The following is a 16,746-nucleotide window of genomic DNA, read 5'->3' on the forward strand; positions in this document are numbered from 1 at the left end:
CGGTGTGGTCCGCCACCCTGGGGCGCGGTGGCCTCGGGCGCCCGCCCGGCACGGGGCGGGCAGCCGGTGTTGGCCCGTCGGTCCACGTGGCCGGCTCACCTGCCCTCCCGCGTCCTGGGGTACCTCCTGGCGCGGCTCCACGGCGGCCGCGGGCCGCTCTGCTGGGGTGGGCGCCATGACCTCGCCACCCCCGCCGCCGTTCCGCTCTCCGCTGCTGCCGATGGTCGCTCGCCGGCGCGACGAGGAGCACCGGGTCGCGACGCCCCTGGAGCTCCTCTTCGACCTCTGCTTCGTGGTCGCGGTCGGGCAGGCCGGGGTGGAGCTGGTCAGCGCGTTCGCCGACGAGCGGATCGGGGCGGGGCTGCTCAACTACGCCATGGTCTTCTTCGCCGTCTGGTGGGCGTGGATGAACTTCACCTGGTTCGCCTCGGCGTACGACAACGACGACGTGCTGTACCGGGTGACGACGCTGGTGCAGATCGCCGGGGTGCTGGTGCTCGCGGCCGGGGTGCGGCGCGCATTCGAGGAGGAGGACTACCTCGTCGTCTGGGTCGGGTACGTGATCATGCGGGTGGCGCTGAGCTCGCAGTGGTTCCGGGCGGCTCGCTCGTCGCGGGGGCCGGCACGGCGGGCCGCCCTGCGGTACGGATGCGGGGTGCTGGCCTGTCAGGCGGGCTGGGCGGCGCTGCTGGTCACGCCGACCGGGGGGCGCCCCTGGGTGTTCCTCGCCCTGGCCGCCTGCGAGCTGAGCGTTCCGTACTGGGCCGAGCACAGCGCGATGACGCCCTGGCACCCGCATCACATCGCGGAGCGGTACGGCCTGTTCACCATCATCGTGCTCGGCGAGTCGATCTCGGCGGCGACGATCGCGGTGAAGTCGGCGGTGGACGAGCACGACGCGTTGACCGAACTGCTCCCGCTGGCCGGCGGCGGGCTGCTGATCGTCTTCTCGGCCTGGTGGATCTACTTCGCGGTCCCGGTCCACGCCGGCCTCACCACCAGCCGCCGCGCGTTCCTGTGGGGCTACGGGCACTACGTGGTCCTGGCCGCGGTGGCGGGCATCGGCGCCGGCATCGAGATCGCCGTCCAGGACGTCGTGGACCGGGCTCCCATCTCCAGACTGGGCGCGGCCGCGACGGCGACGGTCCCCACCGCGATCTACCTGGTGTCGGTCTGGGCGCTGCACGTGCGGCGGTACCAGGTGGACCCGAGGCGCTGGCGACAGGGCGTACTGCCGGTGGCGGCCGGGCTGGTGCTGCTCTGCACCCTGCTGGCGGAGTGGGCGGTGCCTGCGGCGGGGGTGGTGTGCGTGGGCGCGGTGGTGGTCGGGGTGGCGGCTGACGGGAATCGGGGCGAGGAGCGGGCGGGGGGTGGGTGGGGGACGACGGGGTGGGATGAGGGGCGGGGCGGGGCGGGAGGGGAGGGCGAGGGGGCGGGGGGGGAGGGTGCCTCTATGTCTTTCGTCAAGGCATCCCTGTCGGGTTTGGGGTGGTTCGGGGTTGCTGGGGTTATGCGGCGAGCTCGACGTTTTTCGGTGTCCGGGGTTCGTAGAAGGTGCCGTCGCGGAGCATGGCGAACAGGACGCTGATGCGTTGGCGAGCGAGGCGGAGGAGGGCTTGGGTGTGGGTTTTGCCGCGGGCTCGCTGGCGGTCGTAGTAGGTGCGGGAGGCGGGGTCGGCGTTCATGCAGGCGAAGGCGGAGAGGAACATGGCGCGTTTGAGCTGCCGGTTTCCGCCTCGGGGTGCGTGTTCGCCGTGGATCGAGGTCCCGGACGACTTCGTGGTCGGGGCGAGGCCGGCGTAGGAGGCGAGGTGGGCGGCGGTGGGGAAGCTGGTGCCGTCGCCTACGGTGACCAGTAGGACTGCGGCGGTCCTGACGCCGACGCCGGGCATCGACGTCAGGACCGGGGAAAGAGGGTGGGCCTCCAGCAGGGTGTTGATCTGGGCTTCCATGGCACGGCGCTGGGTGTGGACGGAGGCCAGCGAAGCGGCCAGGGAGGGCACGACGGTGTCGAGGGTGCCGGTGCCGGGGACGACGACGGTCTGCTCGTCGAGGGCGTCGAAGACGTCGTCGATTAGGCGCTGTGCCATGCGCGGGGCCTTGGGGCGGATCAGTTCGACGAGCCGGCGGCGGCCAGCCTTGCGCAGGGCGGCCGGGGAGCCGTGACGTTCCAGGAGCCAGGTGACGGCCTGGTGGTCCAGGCGGGGGCCCAGGACGCGTTCGAGGCTGGGGTGGAACTGGGTGAGCAGGCCGCGTATCCGGTTGGAGGTGCGGGTGGCTTCGGCGGCGAGGTCCTGGTCGAAGCCGGTCAGCACGGTGAGTTCGGCGGTGATCTCGTCGGTGAGTTCCAGGCAGCGCAGGGTGTGCGGCATGGTCCGTGCGGCGTCGGCGATGACGGCGGCGTCTTTGGCGTCGGTCTTGGCCTCGCCGGGGTAGAGGTCGGCGATGCGGCGCATGGCCAGGCCGGGCAGGTAGGCGACGCGGCAGCCGGCGTCGCGGGCGACGGTCAGCGGGAGGGCGCCGATGGAGGCGGGCTGGTCCACGATGACCAGGACGGTGCCGAACTTCTCGGTCAGCTTGTCGAAGACGGCCCGCAGTTTCGGCTCGCTGTTGGGTAGCGGTTTGTCGAAGATTTTCTTCCCGGCCGGGGTGAGTCCGTGGCCGTGGTGAGCGGTTTTGCCGACGTCCAGGCCGAGGAACACGCCCACGTCTTCGATCTCGAACATCGCGCCCTTTCCGGGGATGTTGACGGTGCCGGCCTCGGCTTGGGTGTCGTGCTCGCGCATCCACGTTATGCAGACCTGCCGCCCGCGAACCGTCCGGCATTGCGCCGGACCAGGCGGTGGCCGGACCTCTGATCAGCGTCTCCGACGAACACCCCCGGACCCTGGCGACACCACCCCCCAGGTCATCACGTTCGACAGGGGGCAACAGTCATACCGGGCCCGGAGGCCAGCGGCCCCGTTGCAGGACCACGAAAAACATAACGGGGGAGGGGCCTCCAAGGGAGGGGGAAACGACAGAGGCCACGACACCCCACCCCACCCCCCGCCCGCCCCTCACCCCCAGCAGTGACCCCCAACCAACCGGGTACGCATCACGCCATGACACAACACCCTGACCCCCCGCCCCCCAGCGCCAACACCCACACACCCTCCACCACCTCACCCACCGCCAACCCGACCCCCACCCCCGGCCCCCAAGACGCCCTGACCGACATCCCCGGCCTCCAAGTCGGCCACGCCACCCGCCAGGGCGACGGTTGGCTCACCGGCACCACCGTCGTCCTGACCAGGCCCGGCGGAGCCGTGGCCGCAGTCGATGTACGCGGCGGCGGACCCGGGACGCGGGAGACCGACGCGCTCGACCCCCGCAATTTGGTGGAGCGGGTCGAGGCAGTGGTGCTGACGGGCGGTTCGGCGTTCGGCCTGGACGCCGCCTCCGGGGTGACGGCCTGGCTGGAGGAGCAGGGCCGCGGGGTGCGGGTGGGCCCCGGCCCGCACCAGGTGGTCCCGGTAGTCCCGGCTGCCTGCCTCTTCGACCTGGGCCGGGGTGGCGACTGGCGGGCCCGGCCGGGGGCGGCGCTGGGCCGGGAGGCGGTGGAGCGGGCGGCCGGGGGGCCGGTGGAGCAGGGCGTGGTGGGCGCGGGCACGGGAGCGGTCGCCGGCGGGCTGAAGGGCGGTGTGGGCACGGCTAGTCTGCGGCTGGCCTCGGGCCACACGGTGGCGGCGCTGGTCGTCGTGAACGCGGTCGGTTCGGTGTGCGACCCGGCGACCGGGGTGCTGTACGGCAGGTACTTCACCCAGTACCCCGGGCCGGGCGGCCGGGCGGTGTGGCCGTCACCCGAGACGCACGAGCGGGCCCAGGCCCGTTGGGCGGCCGCGATGGCGGAGACCGAGCGACGCGGCGCACCCACCGTCCGCCCGGGCGCCGCAGAGCCCCCGCCGACTGACCCCCCGGCCCCCGCCGCCCCACGCACCAGCCACCCCCCGCTGAACACGACGATCGCCGTGGTGGCCACCGATGCCGCGCTGACCCGCGCCCAGGCGCAGAAGCTGGCCGGGACCTCGCACGACGGTCTGGCCCGCGCGGTCCGCCCCGTCCACCTGCTGCACGACGGGGACACGGTGTTCACCCTGGCCACCGGTGACAGGCCCCTGGACGGGCGGGCGGTCAACGAGGTCCTGGCCGCCGGTGCCGACGTGATGACTCGCGCCATCGTGAAGGCGGTCCTGTCGGCGGAGTCGGTGGAGACGCCGGCGGGCGTGTTCCCCTCGTACCGCGACCTGTACGGGGAGCTCACTCCGGGGCCCTGACCACAGGGACTTCGGCACCTCCCCCACCTCCGCCGCTCGCGGATGCCGCCGGCGACCGCCCGTTCCGGCGGCGCCGCGGCCTTCCGCGCAGGGTCCCGTCGCCGCCCGACGAGGTGTTCCTGGAGGGCGGGCCGGTCCCGGTGGGCGCCTCACCCCCGCCTCCTCCGGCCGGACGACCGAATTCCGGTGACCCGCGCCACGCGACAGGACGGGTGCGAGGTCGTCGGAGCGAGGCGGGATGAACGGCCGGAAGAGGGGTACGGACACGCATGGGTGACGGGCCGTCGGGTGAGAAAAGGCTGCCCTTACTGCGGGAACTCCAACGGGGCGTCACGCGTTTTCCGTTTCCCGGGCACGATGTCCGAGCCAGGGGCTACGGTATGCACCCACCAGGTGACATGGAGCAACGCCGGGAGAAACCTTGAGCGTTCCGTACGAGACATGTGGGACCCACGAGGCATTCGAGTCGCCGGACGCCTGCCTTCAGCGACTCCTCGCCCGCACCCTCAACTCCTTCGAACTCCCCGACGAGACGCTGTCCCGGCTCGACACGGCGCTCGCCTACGACAGTTGCCTGCACTCCGCCGCCCACCACAGCGACGGCAGGCGCCGGGAGACGTACCGGCACGTGTGGCTGGTGGCCGACGGCAGCGCCGTCACCCTGTGGGAGCTGACGCACAACACGGGCCCGGACGGCCGGCTCCACCACGAGGTGTACACCGATCAGGAGGAGCTGCGGATCGCCACGGCGAGGCTGCCGCTCCCGAGCGCCGAGCCCGAGGCGCTGGAGGGTGCGCCGCCGCTGGTGGTGGACGACCGCACGGCCCAGCCGCCGCCCGGGCGCGAGTACGAGTGGGGCGACTCCCCCGACCACGCGCGGCGGGTGCTGCGCCGGGCGGAGAACACCGACCGGCCCGGCGAGGAGGTGGCCGTGCTGCTGGCGGGCGCCTTCGCGCACCAGATCACCCAGGCGTTCGGCCGGCTCGACCCGCTGAGCGGCCGCCGCGCGGGTTTCTCCCTCTACGAGCACGCGTTCCTCCTCGCGGACGGCCGCGAGGTGAGCCTCTGGGAGGTGGAGCACACGGCGACACCCGACGGGCGGCACATGTGCGAGGTCTACGAGACGGAGGACGCGGCCCAGTCCGCGATGGAGCGCAGGGCCGCCTCGCTCTGACGTCCGGCCTGTCCGGCCGGCCCTTGCCTGCCGGACGGGTTGCCGGGTGGGGGATGGCGTCGGCGGCCCGGGGCGGGCGTCGGGGCGTCCGGGGTGGGGGTGGGGGGTGCGGGCCGCAGGATGCCTCGTAAAGGAGGGTCCGGGCAGAGAGGGACCCCAGCACCCCGGGGGGGGGATGGAGTGCTGGGGCCGGGCCCCGGCACCAGGGGGGGCGGGTGCCGGGGGGTTCATGGGGAGCCGGGTGACTCAGGGGTCAGCCTGGCTCATGTGGGTCGAGCGTAGGGCGAGCCACGCCGGAGCGCAGGGCCAGCAGGGCCGTTCGGGGGCCGGGCGGTCGCCCTCGCCCCCTCACGGCCCGGTCGGGCCGCCGAGGGATCAGGCCGCTGCGTCGAATCCGGTGTCGTGCGCCATGCGCTTGAGTTCCAGGAGCGCGTGCTTCTCTATCTGGCGGATGCGCTCGCGGGTCAGGCCGTGCTGCTTGCCGACCTCGGTGAGGGTGCGCTCGCGGCCGTCCTCGATGCCGTACCGCATCTTGATGATGGAGGCGGTGCGGTCGTCGAGCTGGCCGATGAGGTCGTCGAGCTCCTCGCTGCGCAGCAGGGTGAGGACGGACTGCTCGGGGGAGACCGCGGAGGTGTCCTCCAGGAGGTCGCCGAACTGGGTCTCGCCCTCGTCGTCCACCGACATGTTGAGCGAGACCGGGTCGCGGGCCCAGTCGAGGACGTCGGTGACGCGCTCGGGGGTGCTGCTCAGCTCGGCCGCGATCTCGGCGGGCTCGGGGTCCCGGCCGTTCTCGCGGTTGAACTCGCGCTGGACACGGCGGATGCGGCCCAGCTCCTCCACGAGGTGGACGGGGAGCCGGATGGTGCGCGACTGGTCGGCGATGGAGCGGGTGATGGCCTGCCTGATCCACCAGGTGGCGTAGGTGGAGAACTTGAAGCCCTTGGCGTAGTCGAACTTCTCGACGGCGCGGACCAGGCCGGCGTTCCCCTCCTGGATGAGGTCGAGCAGGGGGAGGCCGCTGCGTGGGTAGCGGCGGGCCACGGCGACGACGAGGCGGAGGTTGGACCGGATGAAGACGTCCTTGGCCCGCTCCCCCTCGGCGACGAGGGCTTCCAGCTCCTCGCGGGAAGCTCCGGCGGAGTCGCTGTCGACCTCGCCGTCGAGGATCTTCCCGGCGTAGACGCCGGCCTCGATGGTCTGGGACAGCTCCACTTCCTTCGCGGCGTCCAGCAGCGGTGTGCGGGCGATCTCGTCGAGATACATGCCCACAAGGTCGCGGTCGGCGATCTCGCCGGTCGCGCGGACGCTGCCTGCCGCGCCGGTCTCGCCGGAGGCGGCGGGCTGACGACGGGCGACGGCACGGGTTGCCATGCGTGCTCCCTTGCGATGAGTGGTGGACGACCTGGCGGACTCCACATCCGGCGGCCCGGTTGCGGCATCCGTAGGAATCAACGATTGCAATCCGGACAGAATTCCCCACCTGCTCATTGTTTTTCCGGATCATGCAGTACCCTGTCCGGCCACAGGCGGGGAGGGTGATCGGAATGACACCGCGCGGGACGGCGGAACCGCAGGTCAGGCCGGGGATCGCGGAGGACCTCAGCGGCCTCACGGACCTCTACAACCACTACGTTCTCCGGACTCCGATCACCTTCGACACGGTGTCGCTTACCCCGGAGGGACGCATGCAGTGGTTCCTCTCCCACCCGAAGGACGGCCCGCACCGCCTGATGGTTGCCACGGAGCCCGCCGCGTCCGGCCCCGAGCGCCTGCTCGGCTACGCGACCAGCTCGCCCCTGCGCCCGAAGGCGGCGTACGCGACCTCGGTGGAGGTCAGCGTCTACTGCGCCCCGGACGCGGCGGGCCGCGGCGTGGGCAGCGCCCTGTACACGGCCCTCTTCGAGGCTCTGGCCGGCGAGGACCTGCACCGCGCCTACGCCGGCATCACCCAGCCGAACGACGCCTCCCACCGCCTGCACACCCGCTTCGGCTTCCGCCCGATCGGGACGTACGAGCAGGTGGGCCGGAAGTTCGGCCGGTACTGGGACGTGCGGTGGTACGAGAAGGAGCTGGGCGGGGGCGGAACCGGCCCGGCCGGCGTGTGAGACCTCAGCCGAACTGCACCGACCGCTTCGCGAGCCCCATCCAGAACCCGTCGATGACGCTGCGCTGGGTGGTGAGGTCGCCGGTGGCGTCTGCGGCGCCGAGGGTGACGAAGAGGGGGGCGAAGTGTTCGGTGCGGGGGTGGGCGAGGGTCCCGGCGGGGGCGGTGCGGGTGAAGTCGAGGAGGGTGTCGATGTCGCCGCCGTCGAGGGCGGCCCGGCCCCAGTCGTCGAACTCGGCGGACCACGAGGGGGTGCCGCCCTGCCGCAGCGCGGCCAGGTTGTGGGTGAAGAAGCCGGAGCCGACGATGAGGACGCCTTCGTCGCGCAGAGGCGCGAGTTTGCGGCCGGTCTCCATGAGGCGGCGCGGGTCGAGGGTGGGCAGCGACATCTGGAGGACGGGGATGTCGGCGTCCGGATACATCTCGACGAGGGGGACGTAGGCGCCGTGGTCCAGGCCCCGGTCGGGGATGTCCTGGACGGGGGTGCCGGGGGCGGCGAGGAGTTTGCGGACCGAGTCGGCGAGGGCGGGGGCGCCGGGGGCGGCGTACTCGACGCGGTAGTAGTGCTCGGGGAAGCCCCAGAAGTCGTAGACCAAGGGGAGGGTGCGGACGGCGCCGAGGGCGAGCGGGGCCTCTTCCCAGTGGGCGGAGACCATGAGGATCGCGGTGGGGCGGGGCAGCCCGGCGGACCAGGCGGCGAGCTGGCCGGGCCAGACGGGGTCGTCGGCGAGGGGCGGGGCGCCGTGGCTGAGGTAGAGGGCGGGCATCCGCTCGGCGGTGCTGTTCATGGCGACTCCACTCCTGGATACTGAACTTGATACTTGAACTCTCAAGTTCTACGGTCGACCGTACCGCCGTTTTGTTCAACTTTCAAGGAGAGTTCCGTAGAGTGGGTGACATGACCACCTATCCCGGCGACCGGCCCGCGCCCCCGGAGCCCCGCTGGCTCTCCGACGACGAACAGCGCACCTGGCAGGCGTACCTGCACGCGACGACCCTGCTGGAGGACCACCTCGACCGGCAGCTGCAACGCGACGCCGGGATGCCGCACGTCTACTACGGCCTCCTGGTCCAGCTCTCCGAGGCGCCCGGCAAGCGGCTGCGGATGACCGAACTGGCCGAGGGCGCGAAGATCACCCGCTCGCGGCTCTCCCACGCGGTGGCGCGGCTGGAGAAGAACGGCTGGGTACGGCGCGAGGAGTGCCCCTCCGACAAGCGCGGCCAGCTCGCGGTCCTCACCGAGGAGGGCGAGGCGATGCTGACTCGCAGCGCGCCCGGCCATGTCGCGGCGGTCCGCCAGGCCCTCTTCGACCGGCTCACCCCGGAACAGACCGAGTCCCTCGGCGCGATCATGGCGATCGTCGCCGAGGGACTCCAGCCCTCGGGCAGCGGGGCGGACCTGCCCTGGCGGCGCTGACGGCGCACCGCTCCCGCGCGGGGGTCAGCCCAGGTGGACGGCGACCGGAGCCGCCTCGGCCTGCTCGCCTGCGCCCTTGTCCCGCGCGTCGCCGGAGGCGGCGGCCGGACCGCCGGGCCGCCCGGCGGTCACCAGGGTGACGGCGAGCGCGGCGGCGACGGCGAGAATGCCGACCGCCCACCAGATGGCCTGCGTGAACCCGGCCACCATCGCCTCGGCCTGGACCCGCCGGACCGCCTCGCCGGTGGCGGCGTGGGTGGCGAGGTAGGAGGCGGTCGCGGAGGCGGCGATGGTGTTCAGCAGCGCGGTGCCGATGGCGCCGCCGACCTGCTGCGAGGTGTTGACCATCGCCGAGGCGACCCCGGCGTCACGCGGCGCGATGCCGTGCGTCGCCATCGACATGGCGGGCATGAACGCCGTACCGAGGCCGAGCCCCAGCATCACCTGCGCGGGCAGCACCACGGAGGCGTACGCGCTGCCGACCTCCAGCCGGGTCAGGAGGAGCATGCCGACTGCGGCGGCGAGGAACCCCGGGCCGAGCAGCAGCCGGGGCGGGACGCGGGTCATCAGCCGGGCGCCGATCTGCGTCGAGCCGATGATCATGCCCGCGCTCATCGGCAGGAAGGCGAACCCGGTCCTGACCGGCGAGTACCCCTGGACGACCTGGAGGTAGTAGGTCAGGAAGAGGAAGAGCCCGAACATCGCGATGACGGCGAGGCCGAGGGAGAGGTAGACGCCGCCCCGGTTGCGGTCCGTCAGCACACGCAGCGGCAGCAGCGGTGCGGCCACCCGGCGCTCGACCAGGACGAAGGCGAGCAGCAGCGCGCCGGCGGCGACGAACGAGCCGACGGTGAGCGAGTCGGACCAGCCGTGGGTCTCGGCGCGGGTGAAGCCGTAGACGAGGGAGACCAGGCCGGTGGTGGAGAGGACGACGCCGGGGATGTCCAGCGGCGCGCTGTTGCGGGCGCGGGCGGGCTCGCGGATCAGCAGGTACGCGCCGATGAAGGCGATGGCGGCGATGGGGATGTTGACGAAGAAGGTCCAGCGCCAGTTCAGGTACTCGGTGAGGACGCCGCCGAGCAGCAGGCCGATCGCACCGCCGGCACCGGCGATGGCGCCGTAGACACCGAACGCCTTGGCACGCTCGCGGACGTCGGTGAAGGTGACGGCGAGCAGGGAGAGGGCGGCCGGGGCGAGCAGGGCGCCGAAGACACCCTGGAGGGCGCGGGCGCCGAGCATCAGGGCCTGGCTGTCGGCGGCGCCGCCGAGCGCGGAGGCCAGCGCGAAGCCGACGAGGCCGGTGAGGAAGGTGCGCTTGCGTCCCCACAGGTCGGATATGCGGCCGCCGAAGAGGAGCAGTCCGCCGAAGGCGAGGGCGTAGGCGGTGATGACCCACTGACGGTTGCCGTCGGTGATGCCGAGGTCCTGCTGGGCGGTGGGGAGCGCGATGTTCACGATGGTGGCGTCGAGGACGACCATCAGCTGGGCCAGCGCGATGAAGACGAGCGCCTTCCAGCGGCGTGGATCGGGCGCGTCGGCGGCCTGGTCCGGCGGGAGGGCCCGGCCGGCGGGGGCGGAGGTGGTGGACATGCGGGTACCTGCGTTCTGTGGGTCGGGCGGGCCGCGGGCAGGGGCGGCGTTCCGGGTGACATGCGGACGAAAGGGTGCGCCTGGGGGCGTGCGGGGTCGCGCCTCGGCGCGGGTGGCGGTCGAGGCGTGCGGGAGCGCGGGGCGGTTCGGAGGGGGCGTCAGTCAGCGGGCGGCGCGGAGGTCTTCCAGCGTGACGGCGCTGCCCTGGAGGGTGGAGCGGGCGGGGGCACGCAGTCCGTCGAGGAGCAGTTGGATGTGGCGGTGGACGAAGCGGTCGTTGGCGGGGCAGGTGGTGCCGGGCAGGGGGCGGGTGAGCTGGGAGAGGGCGACCATGAGGTCGCCGGTCTCGCTGTCGGCGCGGAGCTGTCCGGCGCTGCGGGCCCGTTCCATGAGCGCGTCGACGGCGGTGTCGAAGCGTTCGCGGGCCTGGACGAGGTCGGGGTGGTAGGGGTCGAAGCCGGCGGAGACCATGGCGCAGAGGGCGCCGATCCGCTCGTCCACGGCGGCGTGGGCGAAGCGGCTGACCGCCTCGAAGGGGTCGTCCTCCTCGGCGGCGGCGCGTTCGGCGTGGCCGGCGGCGCGTTCGATGACGGAGAGGACGACCTGCCGCATCAGCAGGGAGCGGTCGTGGAAGTGCCGGTAGAGGGTGGCGTTGCCGACGCCGGCGCGGCGCGCGACCTCGTCGAGCGGGGCGTCGGCGCCGTACTGCACGGCGAGTTCGCGGGCGGCGTCGATGATCCGCTCGCGGTTGCGCAGCGCGTCGGCGCGCGGGCGCGGTCCCGCGGTGCTCGCGGTGGTGGTGCGCTCCACGGCAGCCTCCCTCTCGTATCGGGGAGCTGGTCCCCGTTTCGTCGGACGTCGCTTCCAAACGGGGAAGAGGTCCCCGCTTATTTCCGCTCCCGGCCTCGGGAACGTCTTTGTGACCCACTTCACGAAGTGCCCGGGCAGACCCCCGTTCGGTCGCACCCAGCGAGCGTCCCCTCACCCTCCGGCTGAGGCTGAACGGACAGGCGCAGCCGGGCCGGTCGGCTGCCGCGACCGGAAGGCCACCGCATGTCGCGCACCCGTCGGCGGATATCCGGAACCCGGCGCCACGTCCTGTTCGCCGGGGCCACCGCGCTCGCCCTCGCGGTCACCACCTCGGCGAGCACCGGCCGCCTGCTGGAGGGGCCGCCCACGGCGGGCCCGGCCGCGATGGCCCGTTCGACGGTGCTGGGACCCTGCATGATCAGCGGCCCGATGGGGGTCCAGATGTCCGAGGGGCTGCCGACCGCCCCCGGCTACACCCGCTCCACCGGCACCGTCCGCGCCCTCAACCTGATGATCGACTTCCCCGACGCCCCCGGCGAGGGCAGCGCCCAGGACCGGCTGGCGGAGTTCTTCCCGCAGACCACCGACTGGTTCCGCACCAGCTCCTACGGCCGCCTCGACTACCGCCCCGACGCCCCGATAGCCGACTGGCTGCGGATGCCCGCCCCCTTCGCCGCGTACGGGATAGACCGCGGCGCCCCGTTCGACCCGGGCTACCGGGAGCTGGTCCAGGACATCGTGGCCGAGGCCGACCCGGACGTGGACTTCAGCGAGTACGACCTGCTCAACATCCTCATCACGCCGAACGCCGGGCCCAACGCCCTGGAGACCGTGCTGTCGGTGACCTTCGCCGGGAACCAGGAGGCGCCCGTCGCCGACGGCGTCCCCGTCGCCAACGCCTCGTTCGTCTACAGCCGCCAGGACGACGGCTCGGGCAGCTACGAGCAGACCGGCTACCGCGTCCTGCCGCACGAGAACGGCCACGTCTTCGGCCTCCCCGACCTGTACACCTCCGACGGCGGGGCGGCGGTCGGCCACTGGGACATCATGAGCGAGGACTGGGGCGCCAACAACGACCTGCTCGGCTGGCACAAGTGGAAGCTCGGCTGGCTCGACGACGAGCAGGTCCGCTGCGCCTCGACCCCGGGCACCACCGAGCACCGCCTGCGCCCCCTCGCCGAGAAGGGCGGCACCAAGCTCGTCTTCATCCCCCTCTCCGGCTCGACCGGTTACGCCCTGGAGGTCCGCACCCAGGACGGCAACGACGAGGCCGTCTGCCGGCCGGGGGTGCTCGTCTACCGGGTGGACGCCGAGGTCGACACCGGGCTCGGCCCGATCGAGGTGGTCGACGCCACCCGCGACAGCGGCGGCTGCACGCGGCGGCCCAACGTCCACGCGGAACTCTCCGACGCCCCGTTCCGCCCCGGCGAGAGCTTCGACGCCGACGAGGACGGCGTCCGGGTCACCGTCGCCGGGGCCGACCTCGAAGGCACGTACACGGTGCGCGTCAGCCGCAAGTGAGCGGTGCGCGGCGCCCTACACGGAAACGGGGGCACAGCCGCCCGGACGGCCCAGTGCGCGTGACCCGGTCGGCCCCCTGTCGTTGGCGTCATCGTCCGCCGGCCCCGGTGGACGCCCCGCGACACCCCCGACCTAGGAGCATCATGCGCAACCGCCGCACCGCCCGCGCCGCCACCCTCACCGTCCTGCTGAGCGGGGCCGCGCTCGCCGCCGCGGGTACCGCGCAGGCCGACCCGGGCCAGTCCCCGCAGCCGGCCGGCCAGGGCGCCGCCGCGCAGGACACCCTCCAGGGCCTGCCGATCGTGGGCGACCTCGCCAAGGGCCTGCCCACCCAGGCGATCTCGGGCCTGATCCCCGGCGGCCTGCCGACCGACCAGGTCCTGGGCAGCCTGCCGGCCGACGCGATCACCGGGCAGCTGCCCGCCGCGACCGACGCGGTCACCGGCGCCACCTCCCGGGCGCTGCCCGCCGACACGGCCGGCAACACCCTGCCCACCGACGGCCTGCCGCTCAAGAACCTCCTCGGCGGTCTGCCCGTCGGCTGACCCCGCCCACCACGGCGCGGGGGCGCCGACGCCTTCCCTCGGGAGCGTCGGCGCCCCCGCGCCGTGGCCGTCGGTGCCCCGGCCCGGGCACCGGCCTGTACGCGACCCACCCTCCCCCCACACGGACGGAGCAGCACATGCCGACGCAGAAAGGCCGCCAGCAGAAGGCCCGCAAACAGAAGGGCCGCCGCCACCGCACCGTCAACCGCACCCCACGCCCCGTCACCCGGACCCGGCCCCCGGGCGCCGCCGGGCAGGGCACCGGACCCGCGGCTCCGACGGCCACCCCGCGCCCGGCCCCGGCCGCACGGCAGGGCTCCGGTACGACGACGGCACCGCCCCCGGCGCAGACGGAACCCCCCGCCCCCGAGGCACCCCGGACCGGCTCCGCCCCGCTTCCCGAGGTCCCCGCCGAGGTCTTCGCCCCCGTGGGCGCGGGCGGGCTCGGGCGGACCGCCGAGCGGAGCTGGCGCCACCTGGCCGCCGCCGGCGCAAAGGGCGCCGTGCTCGACGAGGTGAGCGCCGCCGCGGGCTACCAGCCGGCCACCGTCACCCGCCATCTGGAGGGGCTCGCCGAGCGCGGCCTCGCCCGGCTGGACGGCGAGCGCTGGTACGCCGTGGCGCCACAGGGCGCGCCCGCCCCCGCCTGACGGCGCGCCGGCCGCGCCCGTACCGCGCGGCACGCAAATAAAACTATTCGCGCTCTGCGTTACGTGCCCGGCGCGACCGGCGTTGGGCACTGCGGTTCGTTCCCTGGCCGGGTCTGGGCGGCATCCAGCTGCCCGGCCCGGCACCGCAGCAGAAACCGTTCCTCAATGCGCGGTCGGCATCCGACACGGGCGTTCGGGTGGCGGAGGAGAACCGCCCGCATTTCCGCAGTTTCCTCACACCATTCCGGTCGTTACCGATATCGACGGCGACGAAACGGGGCGTGACACCGACTCGTGCAGCGCGAAAGACGTGGCTGTGTAGGGCGTCGCCGCCGGAAAGGTACAACCGTGAAGTACATGAAGAGCGCCGCATTCCTCGCCGGTTCCCTGATGGCCGTCGGCGCGGCCACCCCGGCCCTGGCCGACGCGGGTGCCGGTGCCGCCGCCACCCACTCCCCCGGTGTCCTCTCGGGCAACGTGGTCCAGGTTCCGGTCCACGTCCCCGTGAACCTGTGCGGCAACACCGTCAACGTCATCGGCCTGCTGAACCCGGCCTTCGGCAACAAGTGCGCCAACGTCTGACGGCGCCCCTCGGGCGCCTGGCGCCCGGACTCGCGGAACGGCCCCTGAACGCACGCCATGCGTTCGGGGGCCGTTCCCCCAGCAGCACGGGCGGGCATCGGGCCCTCCCGACCTGAAAAGACAGGGAACGATCAAGTGCGACAGGTTATGAGCAGGAGCATGCTCGCCGCCGCGGCGGCGACCGGCCTCCTCTCGGTGACGGGCGGAGCCGCCCACGGCGACGCGGGCGCGGCGGGAGCCGCCGCGAACTCCCCGGGCGTCGCCTCCGGCAACACCGTCCAGGCCCCGGTCCACGTGCCGGTGAACCTCTGCGGCAACACCGTCAACGTCATCGCGCTCCTCAACCCGGCGTTCGGCAACGCGTGCGCCAACGTCGGCGACGGGGGCGCCAAGGCCGAGGGCGCGGCCACCAACTCCCCCGGCGTGGCCTCGGGCAACGTCGTCCAGGCCCCGGTCCACGTGCCGCTCAACGTCTGCGGCAACTCGGTCGACGTGGTCGGCCTGCTCAACCCGGCCTTCGGCAACGAGTGCGTCAACAGCGACGGCAAGCCGCCGGCGAAGCCTCCGACCGAGGAGCCGCCCACCGAGGAGCCGCCCACCGAGCAGCCTCCGACCGAGGAGCCGCCTACGGAGCAGCCCCCGACCGAGCAGCCCCCCACGGAGGAGCCTCCCACCGAGCAGCCCCCCACGGAGGAGCCCCCGACCGAGGAGCCTCCGACCGAAGAGCCGCCCACTGAGCAGCCCCCCACGGAGCAGCCCCCGACCGAAGAGCCCCCCACCGAGCGGGAGCAGCCCAAGGAGGAGCTGGCCGAGACCGGTGCCGGTGAGATCGGCAGCGCCGCCGCCCTCTCCGCCGCCCTGCTCGGCGGTGGCCTGCTGATGGTCCGTCGCGCCAGGTCCGCGCGCCGCTGACCGTACGGCCCTCGGGCCCCACCCCGTCCCGCCCGGCCGCTCGCCGGGCGGGACGGCTCTTTCCGGGTCGCCCCGCCCCACCGCGCGGGGCGGCCCGGTCGGCGTTCGGGGGCGAACTCTCCGGAATTCCGCAGCACATGAGAGAAGACCTTTCGCCGTATTCGCTCCGGGCCTCCGCGCCACGCGTCCGGGTGAATCCACCGGCGGCGAGTGGTCCGCCGGGTTTCCCGGGCAGCGGCCTTTCGTTGAGCAGAGGCATTCACGCAGTCGAATTCACGCGGCCGTACGGGAGAAGTCGCCGGCGGGCGAGCGGATTCGACCGGAGCGCCGGGCCGTCTCCCGGCACGGAAGAAGGACGCACATGAAGCACCGCAGGACCGCCTCCGCGCTCGCCGTCTCGATGCTGGCGGCCGGTGCCGCGGCCGCCGCCGCGACCCCCGCGCTCGCCGTCGACACCTCGGGGGTGCCGATGAGCCTCAACGCGGGCGCGGACAAGCTGACCGAGTCGCTGGAGACCCACCGCCTCGGCGGCCAGGTCACCGACCCGCTGCTGCGCGGCGCCGACAGCGCCGTGGACCAGGTGCGCGGCAGCGACCTGGGCAAGGCCGGGGAGGGCGTCAGCCAGGTCGCCTCCGGGGCCAAGACGCTGCTCGGCGGGGTGCCGCTGAAGGGCCTGCCGCTGACCTGACCCACGGTGCCGCCGGCCGGGCGGACACGGCGGGGGCGCCCGCGCATCCGCTGGGCGCCCGTCCGGCCCCGGAAGACCGCTCGGTGTGCTGGCGGGGCGGCGCGGCACGCATGGGGCGGCGGCGGGTGGAGGTAGGGCTCCTGATGTCCCTTTTTCTCCGCACACAGGAGCACAGCATGCGCAAGATGCTCGGCCGTACGGCAGCCGCCGCGGCCCTCGCCGCCGCCGCCCTCGTCCCGCTCGCCGGTGCCGCCTCGGCCGCGGACCCGTACGGCACGCCCGCCGGCGACCAGGGCACCTTCCTGAGCGACCCGGACAACAACTACACCCAGAACCAGAACCAGGACAACGACCTCCTGGACCTGGACCAGGTGCTGAACGACGTGCTCGACCTCGACCTGCTCTGACCGGCGGTCGACACCGGGAGTGATCCC

At 73.4% G+C, this 16,746-nt stretch carries 17 protein-coding genes; 12 read left to right on the top strand and 5 right to left on the bottom strand.

Annotated elements, in window-relative coordinates; translation table 11 throughout:
- Positions 1-175: 175 nt before the first annotated feature.
- Positions 176-1,588, top strand: coding sequence for a low temperature requirement protein A (locus tag OIM89_RS11300; protein ID WP_264491217.1), 1,413 nt, complete (start codon positions 176-178; stop codon positions 1,586-1,588).
- Here OIM89_RS11300 and OIM89_RS11305 read toward each other — a convergent pair.
- Entirely contained in the window at positions 1,509-2,726 is a 1,218-nt protein-coding gene (locus OIM89_RS11305; RefSeq protein ID WP_037846392.1) for an IS110-like element ISSgr1 family transposase, read from the bottom strand. The genes OIM89_RS11300 and OIM89_RS11305 overlap by 80 nt on opposite strands.
- Before the next feature lie 378 nt (positions 2,727-3,104).
- On the opposite strand from OIM89_RS11305, the gene OIM89_RS11310 reads away from it, so the two are divergent.
- Both OIM89_RS11310 and OIM89_RS11315 read left to right on the top strand, forming a co-directional pair.
- Positions 3,105-4,316 (top strand): P1 family peptidase, encoded by a 1,212-nt coding sequence (locus OIM89_RS11310; RefSeq protein ID WP_247860371.1) that lies wholly within the window; start codon positions 3,105-3,107, stop codon positions 4,314-4,316.
- Between the two features lie 421 nt (positions 4,317-4,737).
- On the top strand, positions 4,738-5,490 hold the full coding sequence (locus OIM89_RS11315) for a DUF6227 family protein (protein ID WP_030697803.1): 753 nt from the start codon (positions 4,738-4,740) through the stop codon (positions 5,488-5,490).
- Between the two features lie 375 nt (positions 5,491-5,865).
- On the opposite strand, the gene OIM89_RS11320 is transcribed toward OIM89_RS11315, so the two are convergent.
- Positions 5,866-6,864, bottom strand: a complete 999-nt coding sequence (locus OIM89_RS11320; RefSeq protein WP_003950213.1) for an RNA polymerase sigma factor RpoD/SigA — start codon at positions 6,862-6,864, stop codon at positions 5,866-5,868.
- Between the two features lie 173 nt (positions 6,865-7,037).
- Between OIM89_RS11320 and OIM89_RS11325 the strand changes: the two genes are divergently transcribed.
- Entirely contained in the window at positions 7,038-7,598 is a 561-nt protein-coding gene (locus OIM89_RS11325; protein WP_030697804.1) for a GNAT family N-acetyltransferase, read from the top strand.
- Positions 7,599-7,602: 4 nt separating this feature from the next.
- Here the strand turns inward: OIM89_RS11325 and OIM89_RS11330 are convergent, their stop codons facing one another.
- The gene (locus OIM89_RS11330; protein ID WP_264491218.1) at positions 7,603-8,385 is read right to left on the bottom strand and encodes a dioxygenase; all 783 of its coding nucleotides are present in this window, start codon (positions 8,383-8,385) and stop codon (positions 7,603-7,605) included.
- 110 nt (positions 8,386-8,495) lie between these two features.
- Here OIM89_RS11330 and OIM89_RS11335 point away from each other — a divergent pair, with 110 nt between their 5' ends.
- A complete protein-coding gene (locus OIM89_RS11335; RefSeq protein ID WP_030697806.1) occupies positions 8,496-9,014 on the top strand; it encodes a MarR family winged helix-turn-helix transcriptional regulator in 519 nt (172 codons plus the stop codon).
- A 24-nt stretch (positions 9,015-9,038) separates the two neighbouring features.
- On the opposite strand, the gene OIM89_RS11340 is transcribed toward OIM89_RS11335, so the two are convergent.
- Entirely contained in the window at positions 9,039-10,604 is a 1,566-nt protein-coding gene (locus OIM89_RS11340) for an MFS transporter (protein WP_264491219.1), read from the bottom strand.
- A gap of 162 nt (positions 10,605-10,766) precedes the next feature.
- Entirely contained in the window at positions 10,767-11,414 is a 648-nt protein-coding gene (locus tag OIM89_RS11345) for a TetR/AcrR family transcriptional regulator (protein WP_047468015.1), read from the bottom strand.
- Between the two features lie 243 nt (positions 11,415-11,657).
- On the opposite strand from OIM89_RS11345, the gene OIM89_RS11350 reads away from it, so the two are divergent.
- From OIM89_RS11350 to OIM89_RS11385, 7 genes are all read left to right on the top strand, one after another.
- Positions 11,658-12,935 (top strand): M6 family metalloprotease domain-containing protein, encoded by a 1,278-nt coding sequence (locus OIM89_RS11350; protein ID WP_030697809.1) that lies wholly within the window; start codon positions 11,658-11,660, stop codon positions 12,933-12,935.
- A 143-nt stretch (positions 12,936-13,078) separates the two neighbouring features.
- A complete protein-coding gene (locus tag OIM89_RS11355; protein WP_030697810.1) occupies positions 13,079-13,480 on the top strand; it encodes a hypothetical protein in 402 nt (133 codons plus the stop codon).
- 137 nt (positions 13,481-13,617) lie between these two features.
- The gene (locus tag OIM89_RS11360; protein WP_047468010.1) at positions 13,618-14,130 is read left to right on the top strand and encodes a hypothetical protein; all 513 of its coding nucleotides are present in this window, start codon (positions 13,618-13,620) and stop codon (positions 14,128-14,130) included.
- 348 nt (positions 14,131-14,478) lie between these two features.
- A complete protein-coding gene (locus OIM89_RS11365) occupies positions 14,479-14,712 on the top strand; it encodes a chaplin (protein ID WP_030697812.1) in 234 nt (77 codons plus the stop codon).
- Positions 14,713-14,871: 159 nt separating this feature from the next.
- Positions 14,872-15,624, top strand: coding sequence for a chaplin (locus OIM89_RS11375; RefSeq protein WP_175457410.1), 753 nt, complete (start codon positions 14,872-14,874; stop codon positions 15,622-15,624).
- Between the two features lie 361 nt (positions 15,625-15,985).
- Positions 15,986-16,312 carry a hypothetical protein gene (locus OIM89_RS11380; protein ID WP_175457390.1) on the top strand — a complete coding sequence of 109 codons (327 nt, stop codon included), beginning with the start codon at positions 15,986-15,988 and terminating at the stop codon, positions 16,310-16,312.
- Positions 16,313-16,488: 176 nt separating this feature from the next.
- Positions 16,489-16,719: a hypothetical protein gene (locus OIM89_RS11385; RefSeq protein ID WP_030697815.1), complete on the top strand. Its 231-nt coding sequence runs from the start codon at positions 16,489-16,491 to the stop codon at positions 16,717-16,719.
- Positions 16,720-16,746 lie beyond the last annotated feature (27 nt).

This window comes from Streptomyces sp. BI87 (genome assembly GCF_025957665.1).
Lineage (GTDB): Bacteria > Actinomycetota > Actinomycetes > Streptomycetales > Streptomycetaceae > Streptomyces > Streptomyces albidoflavus.